Raw genomic sequence first — 18,730 nt, 5'->3', positions numbered from 1 at the left:
AGTGGCCTTTTTTGTATCTGTTGAAAAAGTCCTTTCGCAACAATGACCTGTCACTGTGTAGCGAAGCGTTCGGGATCTCCAATGCGATGAGTTCAGACTATGCTGATTCGCAGACAGATCCCCCCCGACGCCCAATGACATGCCATCGCCGTCAACCGGTGAGAGGCGTTAATATTTGTGATTATTTTTTTCTACAGGGATTGGTAACTTGGCTGGATACCCCCATCCTGTCGCGCACAATCCAAGAGGTGATTGATGCGCGCCAACTCGTCTGATCCACAAGACACCGTCACAGCGACCCAACCGATCAAGGCCGAGCGCCTGCGCTTGCTGGATCTGGCCAGCAAATATCGCCAGCCCATCGGCCTGGCGGTGACGCTGCTGTTGTTCGCTATCGCGCTGATTGCCTGTCGTCATCTGCTGAGCGAACTCGATCTGTACGCTTTGCACGACTCGATTCTTGAAGTCCCTAAACCGGCACTGCTGGGCGCATTGGCGGCGACCGTGGTCGGCTTCATCATTCTGCTGGGGTATGAATGGTCCGCCAGTCGCTACGCGGGCGTGACGCTGGCGCCGCGAATTCTTGCGCTGGGGGGCTTCACGGCATTTGCCATCGGCAACGCTATCGGTCTTTCGATGCTCTCGGGGGGCTCGGTCCGCTACCGTCTATATGCACGGCACGGTCTGGGGGCGTCAGATGTCGCTCACATGACGTTATTCGCCAGCCTCTCGCTCGGCTGCGCGCTGCCACCACTGGCCGCCCTGGCGACCCTCAGCAACCTGCCTGCTGCTTCGGCGGCCCTGGGATTGTCCGAAGGTTTGCTGGGGGGCGTTGCCGCGGCGGTTTTGCTGCTGTTCGGCGTATTGGCCATCGGCATCTACCGCCGTCGCCTGCCGGAACAACCTTCCCCGGATAACCTGCTGGTCAAGGTCGGACGCCGCACCTTACGCCTCCCCGGTCGCCGCCTGACTTTCCTGCAACTGATCATCACCGCACTGGACGTGGCCGCCGCCGCGACCGTGCTCTACTTGTTGCTGCCGGAAGCGCCGCCCTTCGGTGCGTTCCTGCTGGTGTACCTGCTAGCCCTGGCCGCCGGTGTGCTCAGCCATGTGCCCGGCGGGGTCGGCGTATTTGAAGCCATTCTGTTGGCCGCCTTCGCCGACACACTCGGCGCCGCACCACTGGCCGCTGCGCTGCTGCTCTATCGCCTGATCTACGTCGTGCTGCCGCTGCTGGTGGCGTGTGTGCTCCTGTTGATCAACGAAGGCCAGCGTCTGTTTCAGTCGCGCCAGTCCCTGCGGGCCGCTTCCGGTCTGGCGGCGCCGATCCTGGCGGTGCTGGTGTTCCTGTCCGGCGTGGTGCTGCTGTTCTCCGGCGTCACCCCGGAAATCGACACCCGGCTGGAACACATCGGCTTTCTGATCCCGCACCGCCTGGTCGACGCCTCGCACTTCGGTGCCAGTCTGGTCGGCGTGCTGTGCCTGCTGCTGGCTCAAGGCCTGCGTCGTCGACTGTCCGCCGCCTGGATGTTGACCACCATTCTATTGCTGGTCGGCGCCCTGCTCTCCCTGCTCAAAGGCTTTGACTGGGAAGAAGCTTGCCTGATGACCCTGACGGCGAGCCTGCTGGGTGTATTTCGCCGCTCGTTCTACCGCCCGAGTCGCCTGACTGAATTGCCGTTCTCGCCGCTCTATCTGGTCTCCAGCCTGTGCGTGCTCGGCGCCTCGATCTGGTTGCTGCTGTTTGCGTACCAGGACGTCCCGTACAGCCATCAACTCTGGTGGCAATTCACCCTCGACGCCGACGCTCCGCGTGGCTTGCGCTCATTGTTGGGGGCCGCCGTCCTGCTGGTGGTCGTGTCGCTGACCTGGTTGCTGCGCACCGCGCGCCCGGTGATTCACTTGCCGACGCCTGACGAGCTGGATCGCGCCATAAAGATCCTGATGGCCTCGTCCCAACCGGACGGCGGCCTCGCCCTGACCGGTGACAAGGCGCTGCTGTTTCATCCCAACGACGAGGCGTTCCTGATGTACGCCCGCCGTGGCCGCAGCCTGGTGGCCTTGTACGACCCGATCGGCCCGAGCCAGCAACGGGCGGAAATGATCTGGCAGTTCCGCGACCTCTGCGACGTCCACCACGCCCGCCCCGTGTTCTATCAAGTGCGCGCCGAAAACCTGCCGTACTACATGGACATCGGCCTGACCGCGATCAAGCTCGGCGAAGAAGCCCGGGTCGACCTGAAACGTTTTGATCTCGAAGCCAAGGGCAAAGAGATGAAGGACCTGCGTTACACCTGGAATCGCGGCACTCGCGATGGGTTGTCGCTGGAGATCTTTGAGCCGGGCCATGCGCCGATGGATGAGCTCAAGGTGATTTCCGATGCCTGGCTGACCGGCAAGAACGTGCGCGAGAAAGGCTTCTCGCTCGGGCGTTTCAGTGACGATTACATCAAGCATTTCCGCGTCGCGGTGATTCGTTTCGAAGGGCGCCCGGTGGCATTTGCCAACCTGCTCGAGACTTACGGCCATGACCTGGCCAGCCTCGACCTGATGCGCGCGCACCCGGACGCGCCCAAGCTGACCATGGAGTTCATGATGGTCGGCCTGATTCAACATTATAAAAATCATGGATACGCGCGTTTCAGCCTGGGCATGGTGCCGCTGTCGGGGTTGCAACCCCGGCGTGGCGCACCGCTGACCCAGCGCCTGGGCTCGATGGTTTTCCGCCGTGGTGAGCAGCTCTACAACTTCCAAGGCTTGCGCCGCTTCAAAGACAAATTCCAGCCTGACTGGGAACCCCGTTATATGGCCGTGCCCGCCGGACTCGATCCGCTGGTTGCCCTGGCCGATACTGCTGCCCTGATTGCGGGCGGCTTGACTGGATTGGTGAAACGCTGATGATTCAACGCTCCTTGCGGTACGTACTGGGCACACTGGTCGTGTTGGCCCTGATTATCGGTGGCGGTTACTGGTACCTGAAGCGCCCGGCCCCCGAACCGACCCTCGAACAGCTGAAGCCGGCTGATGGCACGGCGATGACGCGCGTCATTCCCGGCAACACGCCACGCGCCCAGGTGCTGGTGGCGGTCAATGAAGACCAGAAACTCAGCGACAAACAGTTGATGACCCTGAGCCGCACCGGCTCGGCGCAGATTGTTCAGGTGATCCTGCCCAAGGACTGCCTGCTGCAAAGTCGTGCCCTGCAATCAGGCCTGCGAGAACTCAAAGGCCCGGCGACCCTGGTCAGCGGTATCGGCCCTGGCGCGGTGCTGGCGTGGCGCTGGTTGTCCGAGCAGAAGGACGACAAGGCCCAGGCTGTCTCCGTCGACCTTGCACTGGAAAAACCCGGCTGCACCCACTTGCTGCCAAAAAGTGCCGCTCACGGTCACTGGCTGGTGGCCTGGAACGACAACCCGGACGACACCAGCGCCGGCTTCGTGCGCGATCAAGCCAACGCCGAAACCAGCATCAGCGACTACGACATCAACCTGCCGCAAGTGCTGAACAACGAACTGCGTAAACTCCTGGTCGGCGGCGACAAAGCCGCTGGCGGCCTGCAAATCCCCGTGGTCGAAGTCCCGGCCGGCCAAGCCAAGGACACCGTGACCCTGTTCCTGTCCGGTGACGGCGGCTGGCGTGACCTGGACCGCGACGTCGCGGGCGAGATGGCCAAGATCGGCTACCCGGTGGTCGGTATCGACACTCTGCGCTACTACTGGCAGCACAAGAGCCCGGAGCAAAGCGCTCTGGACCTGGCCGAGCTGATGCAACACTACCGGCAGAAATGGGGCACCAAGCGCTTCATCCTGACCGGCTACTCGTTCGGCGCCGATGTCCTGCCAGCGATCTACAACCGCCTGGAACCCGCAGAACAGCAACGCGTCGACGCCATCATCCTGCTCGCCTTCGCCCGCACCGGCAGCTTCGAAATCGAAGTCGAAGGCTGGCTCGGCAACGCCGGCAAAGAAGCCGCCACCGGCCCGGAAATGGCCAAGCTGCCACCGGAAAAAGTGGTGTGCATCTACGGTGAAGAAGAAGTCGACGAAAGCGGCTGCACCGACAAGACCGCCGTGGGCGAAGCGATGAAGCTACCGGGCGGCCACCACTTCGACGAGAACTACCCGGCGCTGGCAAAGCGTTTGGTGGACATCATCGAGAAGCGCCAGGCCAAGGGTGAGACGGCTCAGGAGTGATCTGAGGCTCGACCACGAAAAAGCCCCCGCAGCCGTTTGGTTGCGGGGGCTTTTTTACATGCGACATGAAGCGCTTCTAGCTAGCCGGACTTTAGGTCGAATTCGACTCAGACTCCATTTCCCAAATCGTTTTTCTTCTTGGGCGTGCAGGCTGGCGAACTTAAACAAAAGCAAAACGTCTTGACTCTTCATCAAGCCAGAAACTCCAAGTGTCCACATTCCATAAAACGTGGACACTTTTTTCTTTGAAAATATCGAGCCGTCAAGACCTTTCGACAGGTCCTGACCTCGCGACCAGCTCGGACAAAGGCCAATCTGAAGAAGAACTGTCTGAAAGAAAAAAGCCCCGCTACCTTCACGGCAACGGGGGCTTACAACTTATAGGCGACGCTCTGCTGCGTCGTAGACCTCTTCGTCACGTCGGGCCCCGACTGCGACAATCAACACTTGAATGGCCTTACCATCGACGCGATAGACAATCCGCGTATCGCCTGTGCGAATCCGTCTGCAGCCCGCGAGGCTGGCTCTTAGGGGTTTGCCGCTCTTGTCCGGCTCACCGTTGATAATCCGCTCTTCGATAACATCAAGAATGCGGTTCGCCGCCACAGCTCCCAGCAGATCCAGATCCTTCTGAACCTCCGGATGATAGATAACGCCCCAAACCATCCACAGCTCCTTTAGTCTTTCTTGGCGTACCGCGCCCGCATATCGTCATGGCTGACCGCCTTGGCCTGATCAAAACCAATCAGTCGCTCTCGAGCCGCCGCTTCAATTCGAAGGTCCTCAAGCTCGTCGAGCATTTCCTGATACGCATCGACGTTGATAATGACCGCTGCGGGTTGATTATCTTTGAAAATGACCAGCCGCTCGGTGGCTCGGCTGGAAATCTCCTTTAGCCTCGCACTAAACCCCCTGACCATCGCAGTCACCGAAATCGCTTGGTCAGCACGCTCCAGTAATGCCGTCATACTCACCTCTCTACACATTCATGCAAATTTGAACACACAGTTCTACGCAGAGTATTGCGTTGAATTCGACATACAGCAAGCTGCAAAAAACGCGAATCTATCCACCCGCGTGATTCGTGCCGACAAAAAAATGAGCTAATTAACGTATAAGCGCTCTCTCAGTGTTTAGCTGTCGTTTACTGAACGTGTCGCAATATCGGAAGACGCCCGCACACCTTGTAGGCAAACTCCGAATCTCGTGTTTGGGCACTTTGCCGCCTTGTTGCGTTTTTCTTCGACGGGATACTCTCCGGACGTCGCTGACCATTCAGCGATCGGGCTTGGAAACCCGACGAGCGTATAGCAACAACGTGCCCAACATGACCGCAGGCCTTTACGGCTGCAATCTAGTGTCATGGCGGTTGTGCGTGGGACGTCTTCGGACGTGCCGGTTTCCTAGGCTCCCGGTTTTCCAACCTGCGCACAGCTGCCACCCATTCGCTTGGAAACGAACGTGGCAGCTCCTCAGCTTAGGAAATAGACATGACTAAAATTGATGCTTCCGCGATCTCAGAATTAAAAACCATAGGCTACACCCCACTCATCTACTGCCCGGATCAGGCGCTATTCAACGTCCGCGCCGGCGTCCCCATCGTTGATGCCTTGTCACAAGCCTCTGACCTGCTGTTCCTCGGCAAATCATTCGCCGAGGATGCTGCCTACGCAAGAGACACCGACCGCCACGCCTGGGCCGCTCACTATCTGACGGCGATGGGCAAAGCCGTGATTGATGATGTTGTGAAGGTGCTGACGCCGCGACCGGCCCGGACGAAGACCGAATCAGAAGAAGGGCTGCCTGAGTGCCAGTAAGCGCACAGGCATGGAACACCGCCGCCCCTTGTGGGAGCGAGCCTGCTCGCGAAGGCGTCGTGTCAGCCACTATCAAGGTTGGCTGATACACCGCTTTCGCGAGCAGGCTCGCTCCCACAAGGGACCTTCTTGGCCTTCAGGGCGAGATTCCAGGCACAAAAAAGCCCCCGCTGCCGCACTGGCAACGGGGGCTTTTCAATGGGGGGCTTACATCTCGACCTGAGTACCCAGCTCAATCACCCGGTTCAGCGGCAGATTGAAGAAGCGCAAATTGCCATTGGCATTCCTCAACATGAAGGCGAACAGCGCCTCGCGCCAACGGGCCATGCCTTCGAGTTTGGAGGCGATCACCGTCTCGCGGCTGAGGAAGTAGGTGGTGCGCATCGGGCTGAAGTCGAGGTCATCGAGATGGCACAGTTTCAGTGCTTGCGGCACGTCCGGCTCGTCGACGAAGCCGAAGTGCAGGATCACCCGGAAGAACCCTTCGCCGTAGGAATCGACTTCGAAGCGTCGGCTCGACGGTACCCGCGGGATGTCTTCGTAGACCACGGTCAACAGCACCACTTGCTCGTGCAGTACCTGGTTATGCAGCAGGTTGTGCAACAGCGCGTGGGGCACGGCATCCGGGCGAGCGGTCAGGAACACGGCGGTACCCTGCACGCGATGCGGCGGCTGTACGGCAATACTGCTGATGAAAATCGGCAGGGGCAGGCCGCCCTCGTCCATGCGTTCCACCAGCAGTTGTTTGCCGCGTTTCCAGGTAGTCATCAGGATAAACAGCACAATCCCCGCCAGCACCGGAAACGCACCGCCCTGGATGATCTTCGGCACGTTGGCGGCAAAGTACAGACCGTCCACCAACAAGAAGCCGAGCAACACCGGCACTGCGAGCACCGGCGGCCATTTCCACAGCAGCAATATCACCGCCGACACCAGGATGGTGGTCATCAGCATCGTGCCGGTCACCGCCACGCCGTAGGCCGAGGCCAGGGCGCCTGAGGACTCGAAGCCCAGCACCAACAGGATCACGCCGACCATCAATGCCCAGTTCACCGCACCGATGTAGATCTGGCCCTGCTCGGCGCTGGAGGTGTGGCGGATGTGCATGCGCGGAATGTAGCCGAGCTGGATCGCCTGACGAGTCAGGGAGAACGCGCCGGAGATGACCGCTTGCGAGGCAATCACCGTGGCCATCGTCGACAATCCCACCAATGGAAGCAACGCCCAGCTTGGCGCCAACAGGTAGAACGGGTTGCGAGCGGCTTCCGGATCACCCAGCAACAGCGCTCCCTGGCCGAAGTAGTTCAGCACCAGCGCCGGCAGCACGAGGATGAACCACGCACGGGCAATCGGCTTGCGCCCGAAGTGGCCCATGTCGGCGTACAGCGCTTCGGCACCGGTCAACGCCAGCACCACCGCGCCGAGGATCGCCACGCCCATGCCCGGATGCTGGGTGAAGAAACGCACGCCCCAGACCGGGTTCAGCGCTTGCAACACTTCCGGGTGCTGCAAGATGCCGTGGACACCCAGTGCACCGAGCGCCACAAACCAGGTGACCATGATCGGCCCGAACAGAATGCCGATGCGCGCGGTGCCGTGGCTCTGAATCAGGAACAGCGCCACCAGCACGACCAAGGACAGCGGCACCACCCAATGGTCGATGCCTTCGAACGCCAGCCCCAGCCCTTCAATCGCCGAGAGCACGGAAATCGCCGGGGTGATCATGCTGTCGCCATAGAACAGCGCCGCACCGATCAACCCACACACCACCAGCAAGGCACGTAACTTCGGATGCCCCGCCGCCGCCCGCCGCGCCAGCGCGGTCAAGGCCATGATCCCGCCTTCGCCCTGGTTGTCGGCACGCAGCACGAACATCATGTATTTGATCGAGACGACCCAGATCAGCGACCAGAAGATAAGTGCCAGGATGCCCAACACGCCGTCATGGTTGACCGGTACGCCATAGCCCCCGGAAAACACTTCTTTGAGGGTGTACAGCGGGCTCGTGCCGATATCGCCATAAACCACCCCGACCGCCGCGACCAGCATGCCGATCGGCTTTGCCGCCGAATGCTCGGCACCCGCTGCCTGACTACTTGCCTGCCCCATCCAAAACTCCTACTACTCAGACCCGGACTTCTTATAAAGAAGCACTATGCTTTGCCGTGCAGCATGCGCTGTTTTACATGACGTTACAGACGTTTCATTGACTGTAAAAAATCGGTAAAGCGTAAAGGCGCGAAGCATAGCGCAGCACTCGTCGTATTTCCCTGCATAAAGCTGGTCAAGTGCGCGTCTCATCGCTAGAATTGCGCACTTTTTGACCAGAGGCGCAACATAGCGCCCGTCTGTCGCCTTGCCGTCTTCGGCTGGAGGCGTCCCAAATACCGAGGTTAGACATGTCCACCACTCCTGCGCCGGCCAATCCAAAAGTTGGCTTCGTATCCCTGGGTTGCCCCAAAGCACTGGTCGACTCCGAGCGCATCCTTACCCAGCTGCGCATGGAAGGCTATGACGTCGTGTCCACTTACGAGGACGCCGATGTCGTGGTGGTCAACACTTGCGGTTTCATCGACTCGGCCAAGGCTGAGTCCCTGGAAGTGATCGGCGAAGCCATCAAGGAAAACGGCAAGGTCATCGTGACCGGCTGCATGGGCGTCGAAGAAGGCAACATCCGCAAGGTGCACCCGAGCGTGCTGGCCGTGACCGGTCCGCAGCAGTACGAGCAAGTGGTCAACGCCGTGCACGACGCCGTGCCACCGCGCCAGGATCACAACCCGCTGATCGACCTGGTGCCGCCGCAAGGCATCAAGCTGACCCCGCGCCACTACGCCTACCTGAAGATTTCCGAAGGCTGCAACCACAGTTGCAGCTTCTGCATCATCCCGTCGATGCGCGGCAAGCTGGTCAGCCGTCCGGTCGGTGACGTGCTCGACGAAGCCCAGCGCCTGGTCAAGGCCGGCGTCAAGGAGCTGCTGGTGATCTCGCAAGACACCAGCGCCTACGGCGTCGACGTGAAATACCGCACCGGTTTCTGGAACGGCGCGCCGGTGAAAACCCGCATGACCGAACTCTGCGAAGCCCTGAGCACCCTCGGCGTCTGGGTCCGCTTGCACTACGTTTACCCGTACCCGCACGTCGACGAGCTGATCCCGCTGATGGCCGCCGGGAAAATCCTGCCGTACCTGGACATCCCGTTCCAGCACGCCAGCCCGAAAGTCCTGAAAGCCATGAAACGCCCGGCCTTCGAAGACAAGACCCTGGCGCGCATCAAGAACTGGCGCGAGATCTGCCCGGACCTGATCATCCGTTCGACCTTCATCGTTGGCTTCCCCGGCGAAACCGAAGAAGACTTCCAGTACCTGCTGAACTGGCTGACCGAAGCGCAACTCGACCGCGTCGGCTGCTTCCAGTACTCACCAGTCGAAGGCGCACCGGCCAACCTGCTGGACGCGGCCATCGTGCCGGACGACGTCAAGCAAGACCGTTGGGACCGCTTCATGGCGCACCAGCAGGCCATCAGCTCGGCGCGCCTGCAAATGCGCGTCGGCCGTGAAATCGAAGTGCTGGTAGACGAAGTCGACGAGCAAGGCGCCGTTGGCCGCTGCTTCTTCGATGCCCCGGAAATCGACGGCAACGTGTTCATCGACAACGGCAGCAACCTCAAGCCAGGCGACAAGGTCTGGTGCAAAGTGACCGACGCCGACGAATACGACCTGTGGGCTGAACAGATCTAAACGCAAAAAATACGAAAAGCCCTGCTCTCTTGACGAGATGCGGGGCTTTTTTAGGTCTATCGTTTTGTGGAAGAAAGGACTCGCACACTCCACGGTAAAAGGGGCATCCGGCCATGCGCCAACATTCGGTCATCCACACGCCGAAACAGAGCGACTACGAAGAGCTCACACAAGTCTGGGAAGCTTCGGTGCGCGCCACCCATGACTTTCTGCCGGACAGCTACATTGAATTGCTGAAGAACCTGGTGCTGACCCGCTACCTCGACGCGGTGATGCTGATCTGCACCAAGGACTCGCGCCAGCGCATCACCGGCTTTGCCGGGGTGGCGGCGGGCAAGATCGAGATGCTCTTCATCGACCCGGCCCATCGGGGTCAGGGTTTGGGCAAGCAGTTGCTGCGTTATGCCATGGAACACCTGAACGCCAACGAGCTGGACGTCAACGAGCAGAACCCGCAGGCCTTGGGGTTTTACTTCAAGCAGGGGTTCGAGGTGATTGGTCGTTCGGAGGTCGATGGCATGGGCCAGCCTTATCCGTTGCTGCACATGCGTTTGCGCCAGGCGCAACAAAAGACCCGCAACGGCTGACACAACATGAAACCCTTGTGGAAGCGAGCCTGCTCGCGAAAGCGGTCTATCAATCGACATTGATGTTGAAGCTGAAGACGCTTTCGCGAGCAGGCTCGCTCCCACATTAAAAGCACCTGCGGCAAATGGAGCCGGGATTAACCAGCGCCCAGCAGGTACAATGCCCACCCCTTTTTTGTTACGGCCCTGTCATGACTGACCCGATTCGTCTCTCCAAACGCCTCATCGAACTCGTCGGCTGTTCCCGTCGGGAGGCTGAGCTGTTCATCGAGGGCGGCTGGGTCACCGTGGACGGTGAAGTCATCGACGAGCCGCAATTCAAGGTTGACACCCAGAAAGTCGAGCTCGACCCCGAGGCCAAGGCTACTGCGCCGGAACCGGTGACCATCCTGCTGAACGTGCCCGTGGGCATGGACGCGGAAACCGCAATGGCGACCATCAGCGCCGAGACCCTGAGCGAAGAACACCGCTTCAGCAAACGTCCGCTCAAGGGCCACTTCCTGCGCCTGACCGCCAGCACCGACTTGCAGGCCAACGCCAGCGGTCTGCTGGTGTTCACCCAGGACTGGAAGATCCTGCGCAAGCTCACCGCCGACTCCGCCAAGATCGAACAAGAATATGTCGTCGAGGTAGAAGGCGACATGGTGGCTCACGGCCTCAACCGCCTGAACCACGGCCTGACCTACAAAGGTAAGGAACTGCCGCCGGTCAAAGCCAGCTGGCAGAACGAAAACCGCCTGCGTTTTGCGATGAAGAACCCGCAACCGGGCGTGATCGCCCTGTTTTGCCAGGCCGTTGGCCTGAAGGTCGTCGCCATCCGCCGCATCCGCATTGGCGGCGTGTCCATCGGCAAAGTGCCGTTGGGGCAATGGCGCTACCTGTCCGGCAAAGAGAAGTTCTGAGACTTTTCACGCCGCCACACATTCCGGCGCCGCTGTTTACGCGGCGCCCACTGCTGAATATCAGGATTGCACACCATGATTCATAACGACGTACTGCGCAGCGTGCGCTACATGCTCGACATCAGCGACAAGAAAGTCATCGAGATCATCAAGATCGGCGGCATGGACGTGTCCCTGGAAGACCTGCTGACCTACCTCGACAAGAAAGAGGAAGACGAGGAAGGCTTCGTGCGCTGCCCGGACGAAGTCATGGCGCACTTCCTCGACGGCCTGGTGATCTTCAAGCGCGGCAAGGACGAAAGCCGTCCGCCGCAGCCGATCGAAGTGCCGGTGACCAACAACATCATCCTGAAGAAACTGCGCGTGGCCTTCGAACTCAAAGAAGACGACATGCACGCGATCCTCAAGGCGTCCGAGTTCCCCGTGTCCAAACCTGAGCTAAGCGCGCTGTTCCGCAAGTTCGGCCACACCAACTATCGCCCGTGCGGCGACCAGTTGCTGCGCAACTTCCTCAAGGGCCTCACTCTTCGAGTGAGAGCGTAAAGCAGCTGCAAGCTACAAGCCGCAAGCGGATGGTGTCTAGCTTGTAGCTTGTAGCTTGTAGCTTGAAACTTGCAGCTGGGCCGTATGGCCCCTCATTCCTCGCAAAAATAGTGGCTCCGCTTCTGGCGGCTGACGACTAGGGTGTATTGACCCTCAGCTCTCAGGATTCGCCATGCACCCGTACTTTTCCCTGCAAGGCCGCACCGCTCTAGTGACCGGTGGCACCCGTGGTATCGGCAAAATGATCGCCAAGGCGTATGTCGAGGCCGGCGCCACCGTGTACGTCTGTGCCCGGGATGCCGAAGCGTGTCAGCAAACGGCTGACGAGTTGAGCGCCTTGGGAACCTGCCATGCCGTGGCCGCCAATCTGGCGACCGAAGAAGGCGTGCAGCACTTGGCCATGCGGCTGGGCGAGCAAATCAGTCATCTGGATATTCTGGTGAACAACGCTGGCACCACATGGGGCGCTCCGCTGGAAAGCTACCCGGTCAAGGGCTGGGAGAAGGTCATGCAGCTTAACGTGACCTCGGTGTTCAACTGCATCCAGCAGTTTTTGCCTTTACTGCGCAAGGCGGGTTCAGAGGCGAATCCGGCGCGGATCATCAACATCGGTTCGGTGGCGGGGATTTCGTCCTTTGGCGAACAGGCGTATGCCTACGGGCCGAGCAAGGCTGCCCTCCATCAACTGTCGCGGATTCTGGCGCGGGAGCTGGTGAGCCAGCACATCAACGTCAACGTGATTGCGCCGGGGCGTTTCCCGAGCAAGATGACGCAGCACATTGGTAACGATGAGCAAGCGCTGGCGGAGGATACGGCGCTGATTCCGATGAAGCGCTGGGGCCGGGAGGAAGAGATGGCGGCGCTGGCAATCAGTCTGGCAAGTACGGCGGGGGCTTATATGACCGGGAATGTTATTCCGCTGGATGGTGGGTTCAGTCTCTGAGATTGGCGGTGCGGCCTTCGCGGGCAAGCCTCGCTCCTACAGGTTCTTTGGCGTACACAAACGCCGTGTTCGCTCGATAACCCAGTAGGCGCGAGGCTTGCCCGCGAAGAGGCCCGCTCAGTCCCCCCCCGCCTTGAGGCCCGCCGGGTTATCATGCCCGCCCCATCCCGCCTCGACCCAAACCATGACCTACAGCGTTTCCCCCATCGGCTTCGTGCGCTCCTGCTTCAAGGAGAAGTTCGCCATCCCGCGCCAGCCTCAGCTGGCCCCGGCCGCTCGTGGCGTGCTGGAACTGGTGGCGCCGTTCGATCAGGGCGATGCGGTGCAAGGTCTCGAGCAGGTCAGCCACGTCTGGCTGCTGTTCCTGTTTCATCAGGCCCTGGAAGAGAAGCCACGCCTGAAAGTCCGCCCTCCTCGCCTGGGCGGCAACAAATCCATGGGCGTGTTCGCCACCCGTGCGACACATCGGCCCAATGGCATCGGCCAATCCGTGGTGAAACTGGACAAGGTCGAAGCCAACCGGTTGTTTATCTCCGGTATCGACCTATTGGACGGCACGCCGGTTCTCGACATCAAACCCTACGTGCCTTACGCCGACATCATCGACAGCGCCTCCAACAGCATCGCCAGCGCCGCGCCGCAGTTGATTCCTGTGCGGTGGACGGAGACAGCGCTGCAACAAGCTCACGAGCACGCTCAGCGCCTCGGCGAGCCGTTGGTTGCCCTGATTGATCAATGCCTGGCACAAGACCCACGTCCGGCGTACCAGACGCCGACACCTGAGCGGGAATATGGAGCGCAGTTCTGGGATCTGGATGTGCGCTGGCATTATCCCGAGGCGGGCGTCATCCGCGTCCTGGAAGTCATTCCCGCAAAAACCTGAACGCCAGAAACCACTGTGGGAGCGAGCCTGCTCGCGATAGCGGTGTGGCAGTCGGCAATAATGCTGACTGATACACCGCTATCGCGAGCAGGCTCGCTCCCACAGGGAAAGCAAAGCCGTCAGGCGTTGTGCTTACTTCTCGACGAACGCACGCTCGATCAGGTAATCACCCGGCTCGCGCATCCGCGGCGAAACTTTCAGGCCGAAGCTGTTCAACACTTCGCTGGTCTCGTCGAGCATGCTCGGGCTGCCGCACAGCATGGCGCGGTCGTCCTGCGGGTTGATCGGTGGCAGGCCGATGTCGCTGAACAGCTTGCCGCTGCGCATCAGATCGGTCAGGCGACCTTCGTTCTCGAACGGTTCGCGGGTCACGGTCGGGTAGTAGATCAACTTGTCACGCAACGCCTCGCCGAAGAACTCGTTCTGCGGCAGATGTTCGGTGATGAACTCGCGGTAAGCGACTTCGTTGACGTAACGTACGCCGTGGCACAGGATCACTTTTTCGAAACGCTCGTAGGTTTCCGGGTCCTGGATGACGCTCATGAACGGCGCCAGGCCAGTACCGGTGCTGAGCAGGTACAAATGTTTGCCAGGCTTCAAGTCATCCAGCACCAGGGTGCCGGTAGGCTTCTTGCTGATGATGATCTCGTCGCCTTCCTTCAGATGCTGCAACTGGGAAGTCAGCGGGCCATCAGGCACCTTGATGCTGAAGAACTCGAGATGCTCTTCCCAGTTCGGGCTGGCAATCGAGTAAGCGCGCATGAGCGGCCGGCCGTTGGGCTGTTGCAGGCCGATCATCACGAACTGACCGTTCTCGAAGCGCAGGCCCGGATCGCGGGTGCACTTGAAGCTGAACAGAGTGTCGTTCCAGTGATGAACACTGAGGACACGCTCGTGGTTCATGTTGCTCATGTACGTGGGACTCCTGGAGATTTTGCCTGCGCCGCTGATGTGCGCAATTGCATCGCATTCTAATGGCAGCGACAATATCTGTTAAATGGATTATTAAGATAAGGGTTATCGGTTATATAGATATGCGATTTACTCTCCGTCAACTTCAAGTATTCGTCGCCGTCGCCCAGCAGGAAAGCGTATCCCGTGCTGCCCTGACGCTCAACCTTTCGCAATCGGCGGCGAGCACCTCGATCACCGAGCTAGAGCGTCAGTGCAGCTGCCAGCTGTTCGACCGCGCCGGCAAACGGCTGAGCCTTAACGCCCTCGGCAAACAGCTATTGCCACAAGCTGTGGCGCTGCTCGACCAGGCCAAGGAAATCGAAGACCTGCTCAACGGCAAGTCCGGTTTCGGCTCCCTGGCCGTCGGCGCGACCCTGACCATCGGCAATTACCTGGCCACCTTGCTGATCGGTAGCTTCATGCAGCGCCATCCGGAAAGTCAGGTGAAGCTGCACGTGCAGAACACTGCCAACATCGTGCAGCAAGTCGCGCACTATGAAATTGATCTGGGTCTAATCGAAGGCGATTGCAGTCATCCAGACATCGAGGTGCAGAGCTGGGTCGAGGATGAGCTGGTGGTGTTCTGCGCGCCGCAGCATCCGCTGGCCCAGCGTGGCAGCGCGAGCATGGAAGAACTGACCCACGAGGCCTGGATTCTGCGGGAACAAGGCTCTGGCACGCGGCTGACCTTTGACCAGGCCATGCGTCATCATCGCAGCGCGCTGAATATCCGACTGGAGCTGGAACACACCGAAGCGATCAAGCGCGCGGTGGAATCAGGCCTGGGGATTGGCTGTATTTCGCGTCTGGCGCTGCGCGATGCGTTCCGCCGCGGCAGTCTGGTGCCGGTGGAGACACCGGATCTGGACTTGGCGCGGCAGTTCTATTTCATCTGGCACAAACAGAAATATCAGACCTCGGCGATGCGCGAATTCCTCGACCTGTGCCGCGCGTTCACCGCCGGGGTTCAGCGCAGCGACGAGATCGTGCTGCCCAGCATCGCTTAAAGCAGAATCACCGCCCACACCAGCCCGATCATGCTCAACGCCACGAATTGAGCGGCGCTGCCCATGTCCTTGGCGTTCTTGGACAGCGGGTGCAACTCAAGGGAAATGCGGTCGATGGCCGCTTCCACTGCCGAATTCAGCAGCTCGACGATCAACGCCAACAGGCAGACCGCGATCAGCAATGCCTGCTCGACACGACTGACGTTCAGAAAGAACGAAAGCGGGATCAGGATGACATTGAGCAACACCAGCTGCCGAAAAGCCGCTTCACCGGTGAAGGCTGCGCGCAGGCCATCCAGCGAGTAACCGGAAGCGTTGAGAATGCGTTTGAGGCCGGTTTGGCCTTTGAAAGGTGACATAGAGTGGGCAACTGACCAAAAAGGAGTGGGAAAACTAGATCAACCAAAGTCAAAAAAGCGTGAAGATGCCAACGCTTAGTGGCTTGAAATTGACTCAAGTTGTTGCAGAAGCAACGCCGCCTGGGTGCGAGTGCGCACATTCAGCTTGCGGAATATAGCCGTAACATGCGCCTTGATCGTCGCTTCGGAAACGCTCAACTCATAAGCAATCTGCTTGTTCAGCAGCCCTTCACAGACCATGGTCAGCACCCGGAACTGTTGAGGTGTCAGGCTGGCAAGGCCTTCACTGGCTGCCTTGGCTTCAGCGGAAACACTCACGGCTTCGAACGCCTGAGGCGGCCAGAACACATCGCCATCGAGCACCGCTCGCACGGCTTTCTGGATGACGCTCAGGTCACTGGACTTGGGAATGAAGCCGCTGGCGCCGAATTCACGGGACTTCACCATGATCGAGGCCTCTTCCTGAGCCGACACCATCACCACCGGGATCTGTGGGTATTGACCGCGAAGCAGCACCAGCCCGGAAAAACCGTAGGCCCCCGGCATGTTGAGGTCGAGCAGTACCAGGTCCCAGTCAGACTTTTCGTCCAGCCGGGTTTCCAGTTCGGCAATGCTTGCCACTTCCACCAGACGGACATCCGGACCCAGGCCCAGGGTCAATGCTTGATGCAGGGCGCTACGAAAAAGAGGGTGGTCATCGGCAATCAGGATTTCGTATGTGGCCATTTTTCTAATGATCCTGTTTTCAAACAACTCAAGGCACAGCCACGGAGCTGCACCAGCAGGGCACGTTCAACGCCAATTACGTGGCTATCACGCAAAGAATACGGCGTATCAAACTTTGGCCGCGCCCTAATCGGCGCCAAGCATGCCCAGCGAAACCGGGGTGGTCAAGGTGCATGGCCGGTACAGTTCTTTGCAGTATGGGCGACAATCAGCAGGCCACCGGCGCCGCGTTCTGCACGAAAGGCATCAGTTCGGTGTGGGCCGGCGTTGCCACGTTCATGTCCAGCTGATGTTTCGCATCAAGGTAATGCTGGCTGAACACGTCGAAATAAGCGTCCAGCGCCGAGGCCGCCTCAGTATCGCCCGCCAGATCAAGGCACAGTGCCGCCACTTCGGCGGTGCACAAGTGCTCGCTGCGGGTCGAGCGGCGCAACCGGTACCGTGACAGCTTCTCGGGCAACAGGCTCAGGATCGGCAACCGATCAAAGTAAGGGCTTTTGCGGAAAATCTTCCGGGCTTCGGTCCAGGTCGCATCGAGCAGAATAAACAATGGCCGCTTGGTGCTATCGGCTTCGACGGTGTTCGTCACTCGCTCAGGCTCGACGTACTCACCCGGAAAGACCAGATACGGTTGCCATTGCGGGTCGGCCAGCAACGCCAGCAATTGCGGATCCGTTTCCGTGCGTGACCAGATAAAGGCATGGTTGTCGCGCACCACATCGGCGATCAGCCAACCGGTGTTGCTCGGCTTGAACACTTCTTTGTTAGTCATGATCAGGCACACGCCGGAGCGGGCCTCAACCTGCGGACGCCAGGCGCACAGGCAGTGACTCTCGATCACGCGGCAGGCACGGCAACGCGGCGCCCTCCAGCCACGGGCCTGGATCGGCTTGATGCCCTCCTCCTCTCGCTCGTCGCGCAAGCGGGCGACGGCGTTTGCAGCAAAGGTTGGGGTTACAGGGCTCATCGCAGGCAGCACCGGAGGGGAAATCGACACGAATAACGCTCGGCAAGTCAGAAAGTGGCGGCAGTTTATCAGAGCGGCCGGCGCAAGCCTGTACCGTCCAGGCCTCGTCCCCTATAATTTGCCGCCACTGAACGCACAGTCATGTGACGGGTCGAACCATCAGTCACTGAACCAGGAGAGTTTCATGCTGCGCCTTATCGTTCCCACCGCTGCCATTTTGCTGGCGTCGTCCTTCAGCGCTCAGGCTGCGTCCTTGAGTGAGCAGAATCTCAACAGAGAACTGCGAAACGTCGCCACACAAAGCAGTGTCGGTACTCCACGGGCGATCAACGAAGACATTCTTGATCAGGGCTACACCGTTGAAGGCAACACGCTGATCAACCACCTGAGTGTACAAAGCAGCCACGCCAACAAGATGCGCGCCGACCCCAAAGCCGTGTATTTCCAGCTGGGCGCCTCTGTGTGCAACAACCCATCGTTCCGTAAACTGATGGCCAAGGGCGCAGTCATGCGCTACGACTTTACTGAAGTGAAGACCAATCGCTCGGTCGGTTCCGCCAGCTATCAGGAATCGGATTGCCCGAAAGCAGCACCGGCCAAGAAGAAGTAATCATCGGGAATTGGCGCGTCGCTGTTCATCCTCGGCGCGCAGTTCTGCCACCAACGCCTGCAAGTATCGCGAACGCCGCTCGGCGCCTTCCAGACGCCGGCAACACTCCTCCTCAAGACTCAAATGATTGGTCTCGGCGGATGACTTCAGTAATCGATACAGATGCGTATCGATTTCCAGAATGACTCTGGCCATAGCTTCCAGCCTCCCTGCACCTCGCCCCTTTTTGAGCGAAAAATCCTTAAACCGCTTGAACCGTGCGCCCTGCCTTTGACGCAAAGTTGTCGTGTCATGCCTGTAACTTAGTAAATCAGAGCGCGAGGCCTGCGGCTTGCGTTCGGACGAACGGTGAATTCACCTTGCAAATCGTCAATAAGCGGTTGCCAGGAAAGACTTTGCGGCGCAATGATCAAGGCAGCGAGAATCTCTGCAAGGGTCTAGATTCAGAGTGTTCACGATCACTTTTCAGGGCAGGAAAGGGGCTGCCCATAGCGTGTCTTGT

Annotated in this window: 19 protein-coding genes and 1 pseudogene; 11 read left to right on the top strand and 9 right to left on the bottom strand. The window is 59.6% G+C overall.

What is annotated here, in order from left to right; genetic code table 11:
* Positions 1-255 precede the first annotated feature (255 nt).
* Positions 256-2,898 (top strand): bifunctional lysylphosphatidylglycerol flippase/synthetase MprF, encoded by a 2,643-nt coding sequence (mprF, locus tag FBY01_RS10295; protein ID WP_083374899.1) that lies wholly within the window; start codon positions 256-258, stop codon positions 2,896-2,898.
* Positions 2,898-4,193 (top strand): virulence factor family protein, encoded by a 1,296-nt coding sequence (locus FBY01_RS10290; RefSeq protein ID WP_010462677.1) that lies wholly within the window; start codon positions 2,898-2,900, stop codon positions 4,191-4,193. Before mprF ends, FBY01_RS10290 begins: the two co-directional genes overlap by 1 nt.
* A 97-nt stretch (positions 4,194-4,290) precedes the next feature.
* On the opposite strand, the pseudogene FBY01_RS32210 reads toward FBY01_RS10290, so the two are convergent.
* The 3 genes and pseudogenes from FBY01_RS32210 to FBY01_RS10275 form a co-directional block, all read right to left on the bottom strand.
* Positions 4,291-4,412 (bottom strand): annotated as a pseudogene (locus FBY01_RS32210) (MarR family transcriptional regulator); the annotation flags it as partial.
* 159 nt (positions 4,413-4,571) lie between these two features.
* Positions 4,572-4,859: a type II toxin-antitoxin system RelE/ParE family toxin gene (locus tag FBY01_RS10280; protein WP_038979200.1), complete on the bottom strand. Its 288-nt coding sequence runs from the start codon at positions 4,857-4,859 to the stop codon at positions 4,572-4,574.
* Positions 4,860-4,870: 11 nt separating this feature from the next.
* Positions 4,871-5,161 carry a type II toxin-antitoxin system Phd/YefM family antitoxin gene (locus FBY01_RS10275; RefSeq protein ID WP_145307532.1) on the bottom strand — a complete coding sequence of 97 codons (291 nt, stop codon included), beginning with the start codon at positions 5,159-5,161 and terminating at the stop codon, positions 4,871-4,873.
* A 522-nt stretch (positions 5,162-5,683) separates the two neighbouring features.
* Between FBY01_RS10275 and FBY01_RS10270 the strand changes: the two genes are divergently transcribed.
* Positions 5,684-6,010, top strand: a complete 327-nt coding sequence (locus FBY01_RS10270; RefSeq protein ID WP_145307533.1) for a DUF3077 domain-containing protein — start codon at positions 5,684-5,686, stop codon at positions 6,008-6,010.
* A gap of 207 nt (positions 6,011-6,217) precedes the next feature.
* Here the strand turns inward: FBY01_RS10270 and FBY01_RS10265 are convergent, their stop codons facing one another.
* Positions 6,218-8,119: a potassium transporter Kup gene (locus FBY01_RS10265; RefSeq protein WP_145307535.1), complete on the bottom strand. Its 1,902-nt coding sequence runs from the start codon at positions 8,117-8,119 to the stop codon at positions 6,218-6,220.
* A gap of 290 nt (positions 8,120-8,409) precedes the next feature.
* On the opposite strand from FBY01_RS10265, the gene rimO reads away from it, so the two are divergent.
* The 6 genes from rimO to tsaA all read left to right on the top strand — a co-directional run bounded on the left by rimO (position 8,410) and on the right by tsaA (position 13,605).
* On the top strand, positions 8,410-9,747 hold the full coding sequence (gene rimO, locus FBY01_RS10255; protein WP_010462684.1) for a 30S ribosomal protein S12 methylthiotransferase RimO: 1,338 nt from the start codon (positions 8,410-8,412) through the stop codon (positions 9,745-9,747).
* Between the two features lie 113 nt (positions 9,748-9,860).
* Complete coding sequence (locus FBY01_RS10250; protein WP_010462685.1) at positions 9,861-10,334, top strand: acetyltransferase; 474 nt, start codon at positions 9,861-9,863, stop codon at positions 10,332-10,334.
* Between the two features lie 191 nt (positions 10,335-10,525).
* Entirely contained in the window at positions 10,526-11,236 is a 711-nt protein-coding gene (locus tag FBY01_RS10240) for an rRNA pseudouridine synthase (RefSeq protein WP_010462687.1), read from the top strand.
* A 75-nt stretch (positions 11,237-11,311) separates the two neighbouring features.
* The gene (locus tag FBY01_RS10235) at positions 11,312-11,779 is read left to right on the top strand and encodes a DUF1456 family protein (RefSeq protein WP_010462689.1); all 468 of its coding nucleotides are present in this window, start codon (positions 11,312-11,314) and stop codon (positions 11,777-11,779) included.
* A gap of 172 nt (positions 11,780-11,951) precedes the next feature.
* Positions 11,952-12,722, top strand: coding sequence for an SDR family oxidoreductase (locus tag FBY01_RS10230; protein ID WP_077748351.1), 771 nt, complete (start codon positions 11,952-11,954; stop codon positions 12,720-12,722).
* 184 nt (positions 12,723-12,906) lie between these two features.
* Entirely contained in the window at positions 12,907-13,605 is a 699-nt protein-coding gene (tsaA, locus tag FBY01_RS10225) for a tRNA (N6-threonylcarbamoyladenosine(37)-N6)-methyltransferase TrmO (protein ID WP_010462693.1), read from the top strand.
* Positions 13,606-13,737: 132 nt separating this feature from the next.
* On the opposite strand, the gene fpr is transcribed toward tsaA, so the two are convergent.
* Positions 13,738-14,517: a ferredoxin-NADP reductase gene (gene fpr / locus FBY01_RS10220; RefSeq protein WP_003443014.1), complete on the bottom strand. Its 780-nt coding sequence runs from the start codon at positions 14,515-14,517 to the stop codon at positions 13,738-13,740.
* 122 nt (positions 14,518-14,639) lie between these two features.
* Between fpr and FBY01_RS10215 the strand changes: the two genes are divergently transcribed.
* Positions 14,640-15,566, top strand: a complete 927-nt coding sequence (locus FBY01_RS10215; RefSeq protein WP_010462700.1) for a LysR family transcriptional regulator — start codon at positions 14,640-14,642, stop codon at positions 15,564-15,566.
* Here FBY01_RS10215 and FBY01_RS10210 read toward each other — a convergent pair.
* From FBY01_RS10210 to FBY01_RS10200, 3 genes are all read right to left on the bottom strand, one after another.
* A complete protein-coding gene (locus FBY01_RS10210) occupies positions 15,563-15,925 on the bottom strand; it encodes a diacylglycerol kinase (RefSeq protein WP_010462702.1) in 363 nt (120 codons plus the stop codon). The genes FBY01_RS10215 and FBY01_RS10210 overlap by 4 nt on opposite strands.
* A gap of 75 nt (positions 15,926-16,000) precedes the next feature.
* Entirely contained in the window at positions 16,001-16,651 is a 651-nt protein-coding gene (erdR, locus tag FBY01_RS10205) for a response regulator transcription factor ErdR (protein WP_010462704.1), read from the bottom strand.
* Between the two features lie 208 nt (positions 16,652-16,859).
* Positions 16,860-17,618 (bottom strand): tRNA-uridine aminocarboxypropyltransferase, encoded by a 759-nt coding sequence (locus FBY01_RS10200; protein WP_145307539.1) that lies wholly within the window; start codon positions 17,616-17,618, stop codon positions 16,860-16,862.
* 184 nt (positions 17,619-17,802) lie between these two features.
* Between FBY01_RS10200 and FBY01_RS10195 the strand changes: the two genes are divergently transcribed.
* Complete coding sequence (locus FBY01_RS10195; RefSeq protein WP_008153984.1) at positions 17,803-18,228, top strand: PA3611 family quorum-sensing-regulated virulence factor; 426 nt, start codon at positions 17,803-17,805, stop codon at positions 18,226-18,228.
* On the opposite strand, the gene FBY01_RS10190 is transcribed toward FBY01_RS10195, so the two are convergent.
* Positions 18,229-18,423: a hypothetical protein gene (locus tag FBY01_RS10190; RefSeq protein WP_010462709.1), complete on the bottom strand. Its 195-nt coding sequence runs from the start codon at positions 18,421-18,423 to the stop codon at positions 18,229-18,231.
* Positions 18,424-18,730: the final 307 nt, after the last annotated feature.

This window comes from Pseudomonas sp. SJZ077 (assembly GCF_007993905.1).
Classification (GTDB): domain Bacteria; phylum Pseudomonadota; class Gammaproteobacteria; order Pseudomonadales; family Pseudomonadaceae; genus Aquipseudomonas; species Aquipseudomonas mandelii.
The sequence above is the reverse complement of the archived record's forward strand: the minus strand, read 5'-3'. Positions and strand labels throughout refer to the sequence as shown.

What these genes read in the sequence shown, in the direction of transcription:
- FBY01_RS10230 (WP_077748351.1), top strand. Translation starts at nt 11,952, where the DNA reads ATGCACCCGTACTTTTCCCTGCAAGGCCGCACCGCTCTAGTGACCGGT.
- fpr (WP_003443014.1), bottom strand. Translation starts at nt 14,517, where the DNA reads ATGAGCAACATGAACCACGAGCGTGTCCTCAGTGTTCATCACTGGAAC.
- FBY01_RS10215 (WP_010462700.1), top strand. Translation starts at nt 14,640, where the DNA reads ATGCGATTTACTCTCCGTCAACTTCAAGTATTCGTCGCCGTCGCCCAG.
- erdR (WP_010462704.1), bottom strand. Translation starts at nt 16,651, where the DNA reads ATGGCCACATACGAAATCCTGATTGCCGATGACCACCCTCTTTTTCGT.
- FBY01_RS10265 (WP_145307535.1), bottom strand. Translation starts at nt 8,119, where the DNA reads ATGGGGCAGGCAAGTAGTCAGGCAGCGGGTGCCGAGCATTCGGCGGCA.
- FBY01_RS10250 (WP_010462685.1), top strand. Translation starts at nt 9,861, where the DNA reads ATGCGCCAACATTCGGTCATCCACACGCCGAAACAGAGCGACTACGAA.
- FBY01_RS10210 (WP_010462702.1), bottom strand. Translation starts at nt 15,925, where the DNA reads ATGTCACCTTTCAAAGGCCAAACCGGCCTCAAACGCATTCTCAACGCT.
- FBY01_RS10195 (WP_008153984.1), top strand. Translation starts at nt 17,803, where the DNA reads ATGCTGCGCCTTATCGTTCCCACCGCTGCCATTTTGCTGGCGTCGTCC.
- rimO (WP_010462684.1), top strand. Translation starts at nt 8,410, where the DNA reads ATGTCCACCACTCCTGCGCCGGCCAATCCAAAAGTTGGCTTCGTATCC.
- FBY01_RS10280 (WP_038979200.1), bottom strand. Translation starts at nt 4,859, where the DNA reads ATGGTTTGGGGCGTTATCTATCATCCGGAGGTTCAGAAGGATCTGGAT.
- FBY01_RS10270 (WP_145307533.1), top strand. Translation starts at nt 5,684, where the DNA reads ATGACTAAAATTGATGCTTCCGCGATCTCAGAATTAAAAACCATAGGC.
- tsaA (WP_010462693.1), top strand. Translation starts at nt 12,907, where the DNA reads ATGACCTACAGCGTTTCCCCCATCGGCTTCGTGCGCTCCTGCTTCAAG.
- FBY01_RS10240 (WP_010462687.1), top strand. Translation starts at nt 10,526, where the DNA reads ATGACTGACCCGATTCGTCTCTCCAAACGCCTCATCGAACTCGTCGGC.
- FBY01_RS10275 (WP_145307532.1), bottom strand. Translation starts at nt 5,161, where the DNA reads ATGACGGCATTACTGGAGCGTGCTGACCAAGCGATTTCGGTGACTGCG.
- FBY01_RS10190 (WP_010462709.1), bottom strand. Translation starts at nt 18,423, where the DNA reads ATGGCCAGAGTCATTCTGGAAATCGATACGCATCTGTATCGATTACTG.
- FBY01_RS10235 (WP_010462689.1), top strand. Translation starts at nt 11,312, where the DNA reads ATGATTCATAACGACGTACTGCGCAGCGTGCGCTACATGCTCGACATC.
- mprF (WP_083374899.1), top strand. Translation starts at nt 256, where the DNA reads ATGCGCGCCAACTCGTCTGATCCACAAGACACCGTCACAGCGACCCAA.
- FBY01_RS10290 (WP_010462677.1), top strand. Translation starts at nt 2,898, where the DNA reads ATGATTCAACGCTCCTTGCGGTACGTACTGGGCACACTGGTCGTGTTG.
- FBY01_RS10200 (WP_145307539.1), bottom strand. Translation starts at nt 17,618, where the DNA reads ATGAGCCCTGTAACCCCAACCTTTGCTGCAAACGCCGTCGCCCGCTTG.